Genomic DNA, 13,829 nt, shown 5'->3' on the forward strand with positions numbered 1-13,829 from the left:
ATTACAAGTGTATTTTTTCACATGAGTTATTTTGCAGAAATTGTCGGAAATCATCCCTGAAAAAGTAGACATCCCTACCCTAGGAGTGAGAGAATAGCATTTAGAGCCAGTAAGAACAAAAAAGGACGGGATATCATCATGACAATTCGATTCGGGGTTATTGGAACCAACTGGATTAGTGACCGCTTCGTGCAGGCCGGGCTGGAGAACGAGGAGTTCATCCTGACAGCTGTGTATTCCCGCACGGAAGAGAAGGGTAATTCTTTTGCAGCCAAATATGCCGGAGCGGCTATATATACAAATTTGGAAGAGATGGTGTCGAGCGAGGATGTGGACGCGGTGTATATTGCCAGTCCCAATTCCATGCATGCGGAGCAGGCGATCATCTGTCTGAATCACGGCAAGCATGTACTCTGTGAGAAGCCGGCTGCTTCCAACAGCGCTGAGCTGAAACGTATGATTGAAGCTGCACGGAGCAACAATGTACTGCTGATGGAAGCTTTGAAATCAACGTATATGCCGGGCTTTAGAATTATGAAAGACAATCTGTACAAAATCGGACGGGTGCGGCGGTATTTTGCGAGCTATTGCCAATATTCCTCCCGTTATGACGCTTTCCGCCAAGGGACGGTTCTGAATGCGTTTAATCCGGCGTATTCCAATGGATCGCTTATGGATCTCGGGATCTACTGTCTGTATCCGATGGTTGCGCTCTTCGGCAAACCGGAATCGGTACAGGCCACCGGCGTGCTGTTATCTTCAGGAGTAGATGGAGAGGGAAGCATGGTGATGCGTTATCCGGATATGGACGCAGTCGTGATGCATTCCAAAATTACAGACTCGTATCTGCCAGCTGAGATTCAGGGTGAGAACGGTACGATGATTATTGATAAAATCAATCAGCCTTACGAGGTGAAGATCCTGTACCGCGACGGAACGGTGGAAGAGCTGACACTGCCTCAGGTTTATGAAACGATGTACTACGAAATTGAGGAATTTATCACGCTGTTGCAGAACGGTGAGCGGGAGAGCCATGTGAACAGTCATGCCAACTCTCTGGCTGTAGCGGAGGTTATGGAAGAGGCCAGAAGACAAATCGGGCTTCGATATGCCGCTGATCTATAGATGAAATGGGGAGCAGAACTTGAAGACTTTTAAGAAGGTATACATCGAGATTACAAGCGTCTGCAACCTGGCCTGCAGCTTCTGTCCGCCAACAGAGCGGCAGAAGAATTTCATGAAGCTGGATACCTTCAATACAATACTTGATGAGATCAAACCGCACAGCAATCATATTTATCTGCACGTCAAAGGCGAACCGCTGCTGCACCCGAAGATCGGGGAACTCCTGGATGCGGCTCATGCCAAAGGCTTCAAGGTGAACATTACGACGAACGGTACGCTGATCCGCAAGGCAGGACCCAAGATAAGCGGCAAGCCTGCGCTCAGGCAGATGAACTTCTCCCTGCATAGCTTCGACGGTCATGAGGGTTCTGAGAACCGGGAGCTGTATTTAGGGGAGATCATTTCTTTTGCCAAGGAAGCAGCTACGCTGGGGGTTATCATCTCTTTCCGGCTGTGGAATTTAACAGAGGACAACCGGACGAATCTGGAGAAGCAGCGTAACCGGGAGACGCTGGCGGTGCTGGAGGAAGCGTTTGGCTTGGATTATAAAATTGATGAGAAGGTCGTACCTGGCACAGGAGTGAAGATTGCCGAGCGAATCTATCTCAATCAGGATCATGAGTTCAAATGGCCGGATCTGAAGGAGCCGGAGGATGACGGAAAAGGCTTCTGTCACGCTCTCCGTGGCCAGGCGGCAGTTCTAGTAGATGGTACAGTGGTGCCTTGTTGTCTGGATGGCGAGGGTGTCATTAATCTGGGGAACATCCATGAGACCCCTTTCTCCGAAATTGTTGAAGGAGAACGCGCAAATAAGCTCTTCTACGGCTTCTCCCGTAGGGAGGCTGTAGAAGAGCTGTGCCGCAAGTGCGGATATCGTCAACGCTTTGGCACCTGAATCCGGTTATACGGACTCAGGTGTTTTTTCTTGCTGACGCCGAATAAAGTAATACACCGGCAGTCCAATTAGTGTTATATCAATGGCCAGCATACAATCCGCAAAAATAGCTATTTCCGACAAGTAATTAAAGGAGGGAACTAACATTAGATTCCATAAGGTTATATTGGTCTTCCTGCTGGTGTTCCTCTCAGGCTGCAGTGTGACCTCTCACGTGCCGAATGAGGCAACAAGACAAATCAGCCGTGATCTGAAGGAGAATTCCAATATCCAAAGGGTAAGGTTCACCTTTATGAGGCCATCTGTTACCTGTGAGATCAAGGTGAAGGAGTCCCTCACGAACGAGGAGATCAATGAGATCCTGAATGAGGTTAAGCGCTTGATCACAGTGGAGTTCATGCGGGAAATTGCCCGGGATGTGGATTGGAATCTTGAAATCTCCGCGTTTTATTTATATATCAAACCGGATTCCGGCGGAGTGACCAAACGGTATTTCACGAAGTACTATAAATCCAGTAATGCAAGTGATCCGTCCACGGAGAATATTGACGGGTATAGAACCTGGTTTGAGGAATCCGAATAGCCAGGATCAGCTATTTGATCGACAGGCGTTCTGCTTCACCTGAGGCACGGTAGGCTTCAAGGATAGAAGCCAGCAATCCCGGAAACCGGGCTTCTAAATCCTTATAACGGACCGTGGAGAAACGCTGCGTACCCTGAACACGGACTTGAAGAATGCCGGCTTCACGGAGCGTCCGGTAGTGATGAGACAAGGTAGATTTCACGATGGGAACCACGATATCACCGCATCTGCGTTCTCCTGTCTTCTGGATCACATCAACAAGATACAGGCGGATCGGGTCACTCAGCGCGTATAGAACGGAAGATAATTCAATATCCTGACGGTCCGGATGGTTCAGTACTTTCATAATCTAATTCTCCTTCTATATAAAATGAAATTAAGAACTTAACAAAAAAGTAAAGGTAACGAAGGGGGATTTTTGGAACTGGAGGAGCGGTAGCGTCCGCCCGAAAGCTTTCCGTAGGAAAGCTCGCATCGAAAGCATATGCTGTCTCCGGATTTCAACCGCGGCCGGAAGTCCAACCATTCACCGTAGTTACGACCTCCACTACATGGCAAAATCTTAAACTCAATTTATATAGGTGTTAAGAGGTCAAAGTGTCTCTGCCTGTTTGACTTGAATCGGGACAGGCTTTGGTTTGGGAGCTCTGAATGTGGAGAAGCTGTATACGATCAGGGCAAACCAGATGAACGAGAAGCTGACCAATTCACCATGCGAGAACGGTTCCCCGAAGAGGAATACGGCCAGCAGAAGGGTCGTCGTTGGCGCAATGTACTGAATGAATCCGACCAGAGAAAGCGGCAGCAGCTGCATGGATTTAGCGAACCAGAATAACGGCATTGCCGTAGCTACTCCGGAGAGCAGCAGAAGTACGGTAGTGACAGGCGAAAGTGAAGCGAAGCTTCCATGCCCCTGAGACTGAATATAAATAAGGTACCCTGCCGCGGCGGGGAGTGCAACGATAGTCTCTCCGGTCAGGCCGAGGAGGACATCCAGTCCGGCAATTTTTTTGGCGAGCCCATATAGGGAGAAAGAAACGGCTAATGCGATGGCAATCCAAGGGACTTGTCCGAATTGCAGCGCCATGATCAGTACGCCGATATCCGCAAGTACGATGGAAGCCCATTGGCCAAGAGATAGCCGCTCCTTCAGAAATGCCACTGCGAACAAGACACTGATCAGCGGGTTCATATAATACCCCAGGCTTGTCTCAATGACATGATTGTTGTTAACAGCCCAAATGAACAGGAACCAGTTCGAGCTGATAAAAATAGAGCAGAGTACAACCGCCGTGATACTTCGTCTGCTGGAGACAACAGCCTTCATCCGTTTCCACTGACGAGTTACTGTGACCAGAACGGCTACAAATACGAACGACCAGAGAATGCGCTGCGCCAGAATATCCCAAGCGGGCAGTGTGGAGAATAACCGCCAGTACAGCGGCAGAAATCCCCAGGCGAGGTAAGACAAAACGGCATAGATAATTCCTTTTTTCATCAGCTACTCCTTACCATAAAACCCGGATCATACACCCGCGGGTCTAATGTTTGATTATTATCGAACAAACGAAATATAGCACGGAGTCACAAGTAAAGCAATACAAGCCTCTCTATATTATGGATATAGTTGTACCTTCTCGGTCACCGGCCCGGCTTCTTTACGGAACTCGGAAGGGGAGCATTTCATCTCTTTGCGGAACACTTTGATAAAATAGCTGGCATTATCGAATCCGGCCTCCAACGCAATGTCAGAGATTTTGCGGTCGCTCTGCTGCAGCAGGGCCGCCGCCTGACGAACCCGGTAGGAATTGATATATTCCACTGGGGTCTTGCGTGTCATGGATTTGAAGAACCGGCAGAATTGGCCCTCGCTCATAGGGATTAAGTCTGATAAATCCCGGGTGCGTATCGGCTCCTGATAATTGTCCTGAATATAGAGAATAACCTTCTTTAAACGGCTGATCTTGGTGGTACTGGTGTCGCCGGATTTGCTGCGATTCTCATGCCGGTCCTCAGCGGCGATCTGAGAGAGCATAACTAACAGCGTTCCTTTTATAAATGCCTCAAATCCGGGCCGCTGTTCAGCATAGGCATCCATCAGCTCCTGCAGCTGATCCAGTAATTTCTTGTGCCAGGGAATGGCGGGAGTAATATGGCGTGGAAAGCTTTGACGCTTCTCCAGAAGCGGGAGTATCGTATTCTGTTGAATGGCGTCATACTGGGCGCTGGCGAGCAGATCCGGATGAAAGACAAGCGCGCAGAATTTGCAGGAGGTATCGTGTAGTGCATAGGCTGCGTGAATATCGCCTGATTCAATAAAGACGGCTTCTCCGGCCCGCAGCGATATATATTCCGTATCGACCTGAAATTGAATTTCCCCTTCCAGCAGCATAAAGAACTCAGCCTCTTCATGCCAATGCGTATCCAGAACATGTGTCCCTCCGGGCAGCTCGACCCAATAAGCAGCCAGGGGAAACATAATATTGCCGTGAACACGGTCTTCCTTGAGCAATCGCTGGGATGTGTGGTCCATAATTTTCTCCTCCAATGATGAAAAGATCAAAATTGTGTTATGAATAAGCTATATTTTATAAGTTTGGCAACAATCTTATCGGTATAATACAACTATACAAGATAGTCTTGAGTATGAGAAGTGAATACACACCAAATTGAAGGGTGGCAATCAAGATATGAAATTTACAGACGGACTTTGGCTGGTTCGCGATGGAATCAGCATTAATGGTGCGGTTCAGAATTATGTAGTGGAGAAGACCTCCGAAGGCTTGACGGCAATTACCCAGACGACTCCGATTACAGGGCGTGCAGCAACGCTGAACTCAACCCTGCTCACCGTGAAATTCCATTCCCCGCTTCCGGGCGTTGTAGGCATTAAGATCATCCATCATGACGGCGTGAAGGAACGCGGCCCCGTTTTTGAACTGACTAAGGGTACCGGCGATCATGTGCAAATCGAAGAAACCGAGGCACAAACCGTGCTGATCAGCGGCGGGCTTCGTGTCGTTATCAACAAAGGCACTCACTGGTCCGTAGACTTCTACCGGGGCAGCGAACGAATTACAGGCAGCGGTTACAAATCGATGGCCTACATTACTGACCAGGATGGCAACACATTTATGCGTGAAGAGCTGGATCTTGGCGTAGGAGAATTCGTATACGGCCTTGGCGAACGGTTTACTGCTTTTGTTAAAAACGGACAGGTCGTAGATATCTGGAACAAGGATGGCGGAACCAGCTCCGAGCAGGCGTACAAGAACATTCCTTTCTATGTGACGAGCAAAGGCTACGGCGTTTTTGTGAATCATCCTGAGTTGGTTTCGTACGAAATCGCTTCGGAAAAAGTGAAAAAGGCCCAGTTCAGCGTAGCTGGCGAGAGCTTGGAATACTTCGTGATTGATGGACCTACCATTAAGGATGTCATCAGCAATTATACTTCGCTCACCGGCAAGCCTGCGCTTCCTCCGGCATGGACTTTCGGCCTGTGGCTGACGACTTCGTTCACAACGGACTATGACGAAGCAACAGTGAACTCTTTCGTAGAGGGCATGGCAGAACGTGACCTTCCGCTGCATGTATTCCACTTCGACTGCTTCTGGATGCGTGAATACCAATGGACAGATTTCCAGTGGGACTCGCGCGTATTCCCGGACCCGGTAGGTATGCTGAAGCGCCTGAAGGAAAAAGGATTGAAAATCTGCGTCTGGATCAACTCTTATATCGGACAACGTTCACCGCTGTTTGAAGAAGGTAAGAAGAACGGTTATTTGATCAAAAAAGCAAACGGCGATGTCTATCAGACAGATCTGTGGCAAGCGGGCATGGGACTTGTGGATTTCACGAACCCTGCAGCTTGTGAGTGGTATGCCGGTTACTTGCGTGACCTGGTGGATATGGGCGTTGACAGTTTCAAGACTGACTTCGGTGAGCGTATCCCTACCGATGTCGTATACTTCGACGGCTCTGACCCGTTCAAAATGCACAACTATTACACTCAAATGTATAACAAGGTTGTCTTTGAAGTATTGGAAGAGAAACTTGGTACAAATGAAGCCGCGGTCTTCGCGCGTTCGGCTACCGCAGGCGGCCAGCAGTTCCCGGTTCACTGGGGCGGCGATTGCTTCGCCGACTATGAGTCGATGGCAGAAAGTCTGCGCGGCGGGCTGTCGCTTGGCCTGTCCGGGTTTGGCTTCTGGAGCCATGATATCGGCGGCTTCGAGAACACCGCTCCGGCTGATGTATTCAAGCGCTGGTTAGCTTTCGGACTGCTCTCCAGCCACAGCCGTCTGCACGGCAGTACTTCGTACCGTGTGCCTTGGGCGTATGACGACGAAGCAGTTGATGTTACCCGTTTCTTCACTAAACTTAAATGCAGCCTGATGCCGTATCTGTACGATGTGGCAGGGCAAGCTCATGAGCACGGCTGGGCTTCCATGCGGGCCATGGTTATGGAATTCCCGGAAGATCCTACTTGTGAGATTCTGGACCGTCAATATATGCTGGGTGACTCCTTGCTTGTAGCACCAATCTTCCAGGAGAACGGTGAAGTGAAATACTACCTTCCTGCCGGACGATGGACACATCTGCTTAGCGGTGAAACCGTACAGGGCGGATCCTGGCGTAAAGAGCAATACGACTTCTTCAGCTTGCCGCTGTTTGTCCGCCAGAATACGTTGCTGGCCCGGGGCAGCGAAGACAGCCGTCCGGATTACGATTTCGCTGACGGCGTGAAATTCGGATTGTATGCACTTGAACACGGCGCGGCGACCTCTGCAACCGTACGGGATATGAAAGGTACACCGGAGCTCGTTGTGAAGGCTGAACGCACAGGCAGCACCGTAACTGTTACTGCGGAAGGCAGCGGTAAGGAATTCACACTGGTACTGCACGATCTGGGAGCCATTGCCTCTGTTGAAGGTGCAGAACAAGTGGATGGAACCTCGGTGAAGGTAACAGCTGGAGCTAAATCGGTAAGCTTCAAGATTGAATTGAAATAGGTTAAGGCCTAACGAACCTCTCCCGGCAGACTGGATTTGAACCCCAACCTTGCCGGGAGAGGTTTTTGGTGCAGGCCAGTCTATAGATGGCTGCACCGCGTAGAGAGATCATGCAGAGGAGAAGAAGTATAGATGAACGACTTCAATAAATTTGGCCAAGGCGTGTTAAACCAGGCTGAATATACTTCAGCAACAGTGGTGTCAGCCGCTGCCAATTTCATTATGAACCGGGACGAAGCTTACACGCATACGTTCCGAACCTATATCCGATTAAGGGAGAATGGAAGGCTGAGTCTTAAATTCTGGCACGGTAATGCGGTGGATTCGACCTGGGATATGGGGCAGGAGGCGGCGGCAGGCGAACCGGGCGGTGAATGGAGTATTGAAGCGGCTTATGTGGCCGACGGCGGACTTGTAGCGGATGGAACCGTAGCGGTAGGCTCTGCAGTGGCTGTCACTTACGCGGGTAACAGCCACCGGCAGGTTGCACCCGGAGAAACTTTCTGGAGCGATGAAGTGCAGCTTGAACTGCCGGAAGGACACTATCTGGCGTTTAGCTGGACCCTCAAATCGGATTCCCCCGGCAAAAGCGTTCCCTATAACGTGGAAGGTATGCTGGTCCCGGCCTATGACGCCCCGGGGAATCTTGCTGTTCAGGAAACTGCGGAGAGTTATACGGAATCGGACAAGCTGCTTGTGATGCCGGCCTATATCGGCTACAAGAAAAAAGTGAAGAAGAAGCTCGTATTCCTGGGGGATTCGATTACCCAAGGGGTGAGAACAGAGAAGGATGAGTATACTTACTGGGCTGCGCGGATCGCTAAAGAGCTTGGTACCGGCTACGGACTGTGGAATATCGGCTCGGGATGGGGCAGAGCCTATGATGTCGCCGCTGGTGGAGCGTGGCTGAACAAGGCGCAGCAGGGCGATGAAGTGCTGATCGTGCTGGGTGTCAATGATCTGGATATCGGACAACGTTCGGTGGAAGAGCTCCTGAAGGATTTGGCGGTAATTATCTCATTGATTAAGGAAGCGAACCCTGAAGCCGAGATTATCCTGAGTACGGTGCCGCCGTTTAATTTCGAAGGCGGCCGGGAGTTGGCCTGGCGTCATGTGAATGGTGAGATTCGATCAAATCCACCGGAAGGAACGGCACGCGTATTTGATATTGCTGCAGTTCTCTCCATGCCGGCGCCGCATGAGCACCTGGTCCGTGCTGAATATATGAGCAACAGCGATGATCCGCATCCGAACGGGTTGGCCGGGCAAGCGGTGGCAGAGGCATTCATGAAGTGGTATTCAGCAGGTAATAATTTGTAATCAATAACAGAGCAGCGATTCTCCTATTATTGGAGGATCGCTGCTCTGTATTTTTAGTCCTTTGCAGCTTGCTTCAGGTGCTTGTTCTGTTCAAAAATAGCAGTCCCGGCCTAAGTGTAAACCGGGTGCTATTCTGTCTTGATGGCTTCCAGCGCACTGAGCCGCATTGCACGGCGGGCGGGATAGAAACCGGATATTAACCCGACGAGGGTGGCAAATGCAATGGAAGACATCATCAGCCAAACCGGAATAATAGAGATATCCGATTGGATAACATTCGGATCGACCATTCCGCCGCCAAGAGAACCCAGCATGCCCCCGCCGAATTTGTTGAGCAGGAAGGAGGCAGCCAGGCTGAATAGCACTCCGGATAGTCCCCCGAGGAAGCCAATAAAGCCGGCTTCCATGAGAAATAACTTCCGGATATCACCCAGCTCGCAGCCGAGCACCTTCATAATGCCGATTTCGCGTGTCCGTTCATAGATGGACATGACCATCGTGTTGGTAATGCCCAGCGCGGCGACCAGCAGGGAGATTGCGCCGATGCCGCCAAGAATCATCTGAATCGTCCGGGAGGTTTCCTGCATGCCTTTCAGCACATCCGTCAGAGCACTGGTGCCAAAGCCTAATACCTTAATCTTCTCACGTACCGGTTCGACATCCTTCATCTCTTTCACCCGGACAATCGCTTGCTGATAACCCTGCTGTACCCCCGTGCCCATGCCCTGTTCCTTCTGCGTCTTCGCATTCTCGCGCAGCAGCTTCTGGAGATGGTCGATATTCATGTAGACTGACCAGTCCTTCTCATTTCGTGCTTCGGCCAGCAATCCTACCGCCTTGACTTTGTAGAGCTTGGCAGGCTTCTTGTTCTCGTCCGGGGTCTCGCCCCCGGCAGTCTGGGGCTGCTTGTCACCATATGTCATATCAAAGGTCATTTGCAGCTTCTCAGTCATCACATCCACAGGTGCGGTTTGTCCATAGCCCATGGAGGACTTCGGATTATAAAAGCTTAAAGGAAGCTGGGAGCCAAACAGCAGCTCATCGTCGTCCAGTGTCGTCAGCAGTCTGCCGCCAGCCGGGATGAAATCCAATTTCTCCAAGGCCTCCGGCCGGATGCCCACCAGATTTATATAGGTCAAATATTTGCCAGCCGCAAGCTTGGCGGAGGTCTGGATCATGGGTGTTGCCACCTCCACGCCTTCAAAGCCGGAGATCGTCTGCATTGCCCGGTCATCGAGCTTAACGGTTGAACCCCCGCTGCTGCCCATTCCTCCGGCCATTCCGCCTCCGTCCAGAAAGACGTTAATCACCGTCAGGCTACCCATCTGGCTGACCTGCTGCTTGAAGCTTTCGTTCATTCCAATCCCGAGCGACAGCATCACGACAATGGCCGCCGTACCGATAACTACACCAAGAATGGTCAGGAAGGAGCGGACCTTACTGCGCAGGAAATTAATTAATGCCAGCCGGATCAGGTCAAAAGTCGTCATCCAGTTCCAGATCCTTTCGTCTGCGGCGTTTGGCCTTAAGGATCATCACTCCTGTGATGCCCGCCGCAATGAGCAGCGCCGGAATCCCGATGATGAGATAGGTGCGCAGTTTGCCGGAGGAGGTTTCGGGACCTTCCAGCGGCTGGTCCGGCGGGATATTCTCCATAGGCGGCATTTCATTGACCATAACGGTAAACGGTTTGCGGATTTCGCTTGGCTTGCCTGCCGCATCCTCAAAAGTGAACACGATTTCTCCGCTTAATTCTCCAGCCGCATTTGGCGTAATTGAAGGCTCGAAGGAATCACTGCGGCCGGAAGCAAAGTTGCCGACGTAATAATTGCTGTTTGTGCTCTGGAAATCGCCTTCTACCGATACCATCAGGTTATACAGAATAGACTTACCCATGTTGTAGAATTGCAGCGACAGCGGCACAGGCTGCATCGGGAAAGCTTCACCCAGGACACTAACCTCTCCAGCTGTCAGCCTGGCTGCCTGGAGCACGGGAATGCTGACCGTTTCTTTGGTTGTATAAGGATTGCCCTTGTCGTCTTCATATTCAAAGTTCAAGGACAAGGTGTACATTTTGGGCTCAGCATCGGCTTTTGCACGGAGAGTTAAGGCTTCCTCCATCGCACCGCGTGCCGGAATACTTTCGATATAAAATGTATTGCTGCCGTTCACGGTGAAGGTGCCGTCATCGGAAGTAATGGTCAGCTTAATATTGCCAATGTTCATCAGGCTGCTTGTATTTAAAAAAGATAGCGATAGACTGGTATCTTCTCCTGCAAGTGCCTCCGCAGGCTCCAAAGCATAACGGTTCACGATAATACGGGGAACCGTCTTCTTCTCCCCGGCTCCGGCGGTTCCTTCTACATAAACACCGGCATACTGGAGCAGCGAGGTCTTGACGGGCTGCCCGCCCTGGATGACTTCATAATCCACCGCGATCGAGACAGGATAACTTTTGGTAGGGGCATCCGGAGCAACCGAAAGAGCGAAGCTTAACGTCTTACTCTGACCCGGAGAAAGTGAAGGAATAATCACATTGCTCAGTGACACGGGCACCAGCTCTTTGTCAGCAGTTACGGCCACCTTCACATTGTGCGCTTTAACCCCGCCGGTGTTCGTTACTTTAAAACGGATGTTGAACTTTTCCTTTGGCAGCAGAGTAGTATTCGGTGTACTCAGACTTTCGATGATTACTGCAGACGAGGAGCCATCTCCGCTCTTCACGGGGATAAAAATCTGACTCTCTTCACTGACCGCCGTACCGGTCTCATCCTTGTAATCCCATTTCACTCCGAGCGGCTGGCTGCCGCCGGCAATGCTTGAGGACACCGTCAGGTTAAACGTAGCCTCCTGCATCATTCCACCGCTGATCCGCGAAATTCTTCGTGTCCCTGTATCACCATCCAGAGCGAAACCCTCTGATTTAAGCCCGCTCAGGCTGAGCTTAATATCTTTGGCTTCCAGTGACCCTTCATTGGAGACACGCACAATTAGCTTCAGCTTTTCGCCGGGAACGGCTTGGGCAGGCGAGCTGGTTATGCCGTACAGGGAAAGGCGTGAAGGCGTGCTGTTGTTATTTACTTTGATATAGAGTCCTTCACTGGAAGTGAAGGGATCGCCAAAGGCATTGCTGTACTGGCCGTTAAGCTTTAGCGCATAAACACCGGTAGCGGTATCTGGTTTAATCGCCAGATTAAAGGTAATTATCTTTATTTCATTGCCTGCCATCTGTGATACCGATTGTGTCAGGTTTACCATGCTTGGAAGGTAAGGGATTTTGTTCTTATCTTCCGGCTCCAGTGTCAGAGTGATATTCTGTGCCGTATGCGACGACAGGTTCTTGACGGGTATATTCAGCGTCAGTGTTCTGCCAGCATCCACTGCCGGCATCGAATCGCTGCCTGTAATGACAAGCTTCGGCGCATATTTGGTGGTATCTGCCGGCTGAGGAGCGGGTGTTGCGGTTGCTTCAGGGAGTGTGGGGACAGCCTGAGTAATCGACAACGTCTGTTTGGGTCCTTTGGTATCTACTCCACTGTTCTTGTAAGCGAAACTCACCGCAAGCTGAGTGCCTTTTCCGCTATAGACAACAGGCAGATCGATGGTGAATGCTGCTTTTCCGCCTGCAGATGAGAGATCCGAAATTTCGTTGCTCGTCTTTCCGTAAAAGGAGCTGGAGTCTTCGATCTGCATGCTTGCCGGGATATACAATGCCGGGTCCGCATTCTCCACAGTTAACTGCAGGGTCACTTCCGTACCCTCGTTAATTTGCGAGGTATTGCCTTTAATAATTTTGTAACCTGTTACTTTAATCGCGTTCGGATCTGAAACTGCAGCCCCGTAAGAAACTTCGGAATTCCATGAAATACAGGATAGGAAGAATAATAATGCCAGTGCAAGCGAGGTGTATTTCCTGCTCCAGACCGCTTGATTATGTTTCATGATTGACCACTCCAAAGGCTTCATTTTGTATAACTATTTCTTGAATCCTGCCGTCGATGATCCGGATCACCCGATCGGCAACTTTCGCAATTTCATTGTCATGGGTAACCATAACCAGCGTCTGCTCCCGTCTGCGTGCCAGCGTCTTCATCAGTTCAAGTACCTCAAGCGTGGTCTTGGAATCCAGATTTCCTGTAGGCTCGTCTGCAAAAATAATGGAAGGCGCTGCTGCGAACGCCCGGGCAATGCCCACGCGCTGCTGCTGGCCGCCGCTCATCTGAGAGGGCTTGTGCCGGGCATGCGACTGTAGTCCGACCGCGGTCAGCAACTGCGCGGCTCTCCGCTCCCGCACTTTGCGCGAGATTCCCTTGAAGGTCAGAGGCAAGGCGACATTTTCCAGTGCGGTTAACGCAGGGAGCAGGTTATAGGATTGGAAGATGAATCCGAGATAGTTCTGGCGGAAGCGTGCGAGCTTCTTCTCCGACATGGCACTAACTGTTTCGCCGCGGATTTTAACCGAACCCCGGGTTGGTTTCTCCAGCCCGGCCATCATATTCAGCAGCGTGGATTTGCCGGAGCCGGAAGTGCCGAGCAGGCAGCAGAATTCGCCTTTTTGAATGGTAAGGGAGATGGAGTCCAGTGCGACGACCTTCTCGGAGCCGATCCGGTAAATTTTTCGCAGATTCTCCACTTCAATAATTGGGGGTAAGGGTTTCACAATAGGGCTGTGCTCCTTTTGGCGGATAACCGCTTTTTATATGTAGACAGTACACTGGCATGATCTGGCAGTATATAGGAAGTATAAGAGAGAAGGCTGCCCGCTTTGTTTCAATTTTTTCTTAATAAGTTCTCAATTTCTTAACCTAACGGGTCCTAAAGATAAAAACTCCGGATTGCACGGGAGATTCCGTCTTTTCGGAGTGAAATTAGTGCGTATGAAAGACTGGCGACA

At 50.6% G+C, this 13,829-nt stretch carries 11 protein-coding genes; 5 read left to right on the plus strand and 6 right to left on the minus strand.

What is annotated here, in order from left to right:
- Positions 1-138: 138 nt before the first annotated feature.
- The 3 genes from ACAN55_RS10975 to ACAN55_RS10985 all read left to right on the plus strand — a co-directional run bounded on the left by ACAN55_RS10975 (position 139) and on the right by ACAN55_RS10985 (position 2,603).
- The gene (locus ACAN55_RS10975) at positions 139-1,125 is read left to right on the plus strand and encodes a Gfo/Idh/MocA family protein (RefSeq protein ID WP_379132048.1); all 987 of its coding nucleotides are present in this window, start codon (positions 139-141) and stop codon (positions 1,123-1,125) included.
- Positions 1,126-1,144: 19 nt separating this feature from the next.
- Entirely contained in the window at positions 1,145-2,020 is an 876-nt protein-coding gene (locus ACAN55_RS10980; protein WP_379132051.1) for a radical SAM/SPASM domain-containing protein, read from the plus strand.
- Positions 2,021-2,186: 166 nt separating this feature from the next.
- On the plus strand, positions 2,187-2,603 hold the full coding sequence (locus tag ACAN55_RS10985) for a hypothetical protein (RefSeq protein ID WP_379132054.1): 417 nt from the start codon (positions 2,187-2,189) through the stop codon (positions 2,601-2,603).
- 10 nt (positions 2,604-2,613) lie between these two features.
- On the opposite strand, the gene ACAN55_RS10990 is transcribed toward ACAN55_RS10985, so the two are convergent.
- The 3 genes from ACAN55_RS10990 to ACAN55_RS11000 form a co-directional block, all read right to left on the minus strand.
- Positions 2,614-2,949, minus strand: coding sequence for an ArsR/SmtB family transcription factor (locus ACAN55_RS10990; RefSeq protein ID WP_379132057.1), 336 nt, complete (start codon positions 2,947-2,949; stop codon positions 2,614-2,616).
- A gap of 246 nt (positions 2,950-3,195) precedes the next feature.
- On the minus strand, positions 3,196-4,101 hold the full coding sequence (gene rarD / locus ACAN55_RS10995) for an EamA family transporter RarD (RefSeq protein ID WP_379132059.1): 906 nt from the start codon (positions 4,099-4,101) through the stop codon (positions 3,196-3,198).
- A gap of 117 nt (positions 4,102-4,218) precedes the next feature.
- Positions 4,219-5,136 (minus strand): AraC family transcriptional regulator, encoded by a 918-nt coding sequence (locus ACAN55_RS11000; protein WP_379132062.1) that lies wholly within the window; start codon positions 5,134-5,136, stop codon positions 4,219-4,221.
- Between the two features lie 157 nt (positions 5,137-5,293).
- Between ACAN55_RS11000 and yicI the strand changes: the two genes are divergently transcribed.
- Together yicI and ACAN55_RS11010 are read left to right on the plus strand one after the other, a co-directional pair.
- Entirely contained in the window at positions 5,294-7,615 is a 2,322-nt protein-coding gene (gene yicI, locus ACAN55_RS11005; protein WP_379132065.1) for an alpha-xylosidase, read from the plus strand.
- Positions 7,616-7,747: 132 nt separating this feature from the next.
- On the plus strand, positions 7,748-8,935 hold the full coding sequence (locus tag ACAN55_RS11010) for an SGNH/GDSL hydrolase family protein (RefSeq protein WP_379132067.1): 1,188 nt from the start codon (positions 7,748-7,750) through the stop codon (positions 8,933-8,935).
- A 128-nt stretch (positions 8,936-9,063) separates the two neighbouring features.
- Here the strand turns inward: ACAN55_RS11010 and ACAN55_RS11015 are convergent, their stop codons facing one another.
- Genes ACAN55_RS11015 through ACAN55_RS11025 form a run of 3 tightly spaced genes read right to left on the minus strand, consistent with a single transcriptional unit; the run spans position 9,064 to position 13,595 of the window.
- Entirely contained in the window at positions 9,064-10,425 is a 1,362-nt protein-coding gene (locus ACAN55_RS11015) for an ABC transporter permease (protein WP_379132069.1), read from the minus strand.
- A complete protein-coding gene (locus ACAN55_RS11020; RefSeq protein ID WP_379132072.1) occupies positions 10,412-12,877 on the minus strand; it encodes a COG1361 S-layer family protein in 2,466 nt (821 codons plus the stop codon). Before ACAN55_RS11020 ends, ACAN55_RS11015 begins: the two co-directional genes overlap by 14 nt.
- Complete coding sequence (locus ACAN55_RS11025; RefSeq protein WP_379132075.1) at positions 12,867-13,595, minus strand: ABC transporter ATP-binding protein; 729 nt, start codon at positions 13,593-13,595, stop codon at positions 12,867-12,869. Before ACAN55_RS11025 ends, ACAN55_RS11020 begins: the two co-directional genes overlap by 11 nt.
- Positions 13,596-13,829: the final 234 nt, after the last annotated feature.

It is taken from the genome of Paenibacillus oryziterrae (assembly GCF_042610485.1).
Lineage (GTDB): Bacteria > Bacillota > Bacilli > Paenibacillales > Paenibacillaceae > Paenibacillus_AQ.

What these genes read in the sequence shown, in the direction of transcription:
- ACAN55_RS11000 (WP_379132062.1), bottom strand. Translation starts at nt 5,136, where the DNA reads ATGGACCACACATCCCAGCGATTGCTCAAGGAAGACCGTGTTCACGGC.
- rarD (WP_379132059.1), bottom strand. Translation starts at nt 4,101, where the DNA reads ATGAAAAAAGGAATTATCTATGCCGTTTTGTCTTACCTCGCCTGGGGA.
- ACAN55_RS11015 (WP_379132069.1), bottom strand. Translation starts at nt 10,425, where the DNA reads ATGACGACTTTTGACCTGATCCGGCTGGCATTAATTAATTTCCTGCGC.
- ACAN55_RS11020 (WP_379132072.1), bottom strand. Translation starts at nt 12,877, where the DNA reads ATGAAACATAATCAAGCGGTCTGGAGCAGGAAATACACCTCGCTTGCA.
- ACAN55_RS10990 (WP_379132057.1), bottom strand. Translation starts at nt 2,949, where the DNA reads ATGAAAGTACTGAACCATCCGGACCGTCAGGATATTGAATTATCTTCC.
- ACAN55_RS11010 (WP_379132067.1), top strand. Translation starts at nt 7,748, where the DNA reads ATGAACGACTTCAATAAATTTGGCCAAGGCGTGTTAAACCAGGCTGAA.
- ACAN55_RS10975 (WP_379132048.1), top strand. Translation starts at nt 139, where the DNA reads ATGACAATTCGATTCGGGGTTATTGGAACCAACTGGATTAGTGACCGC.
- yicI (WP_379132065.1), top strand. Translation starts at nt 5,294, where the DNA reads ATGAAATTTACAGACGGACTTTGGCTGGTTCGCGATGGAATCAGCATT.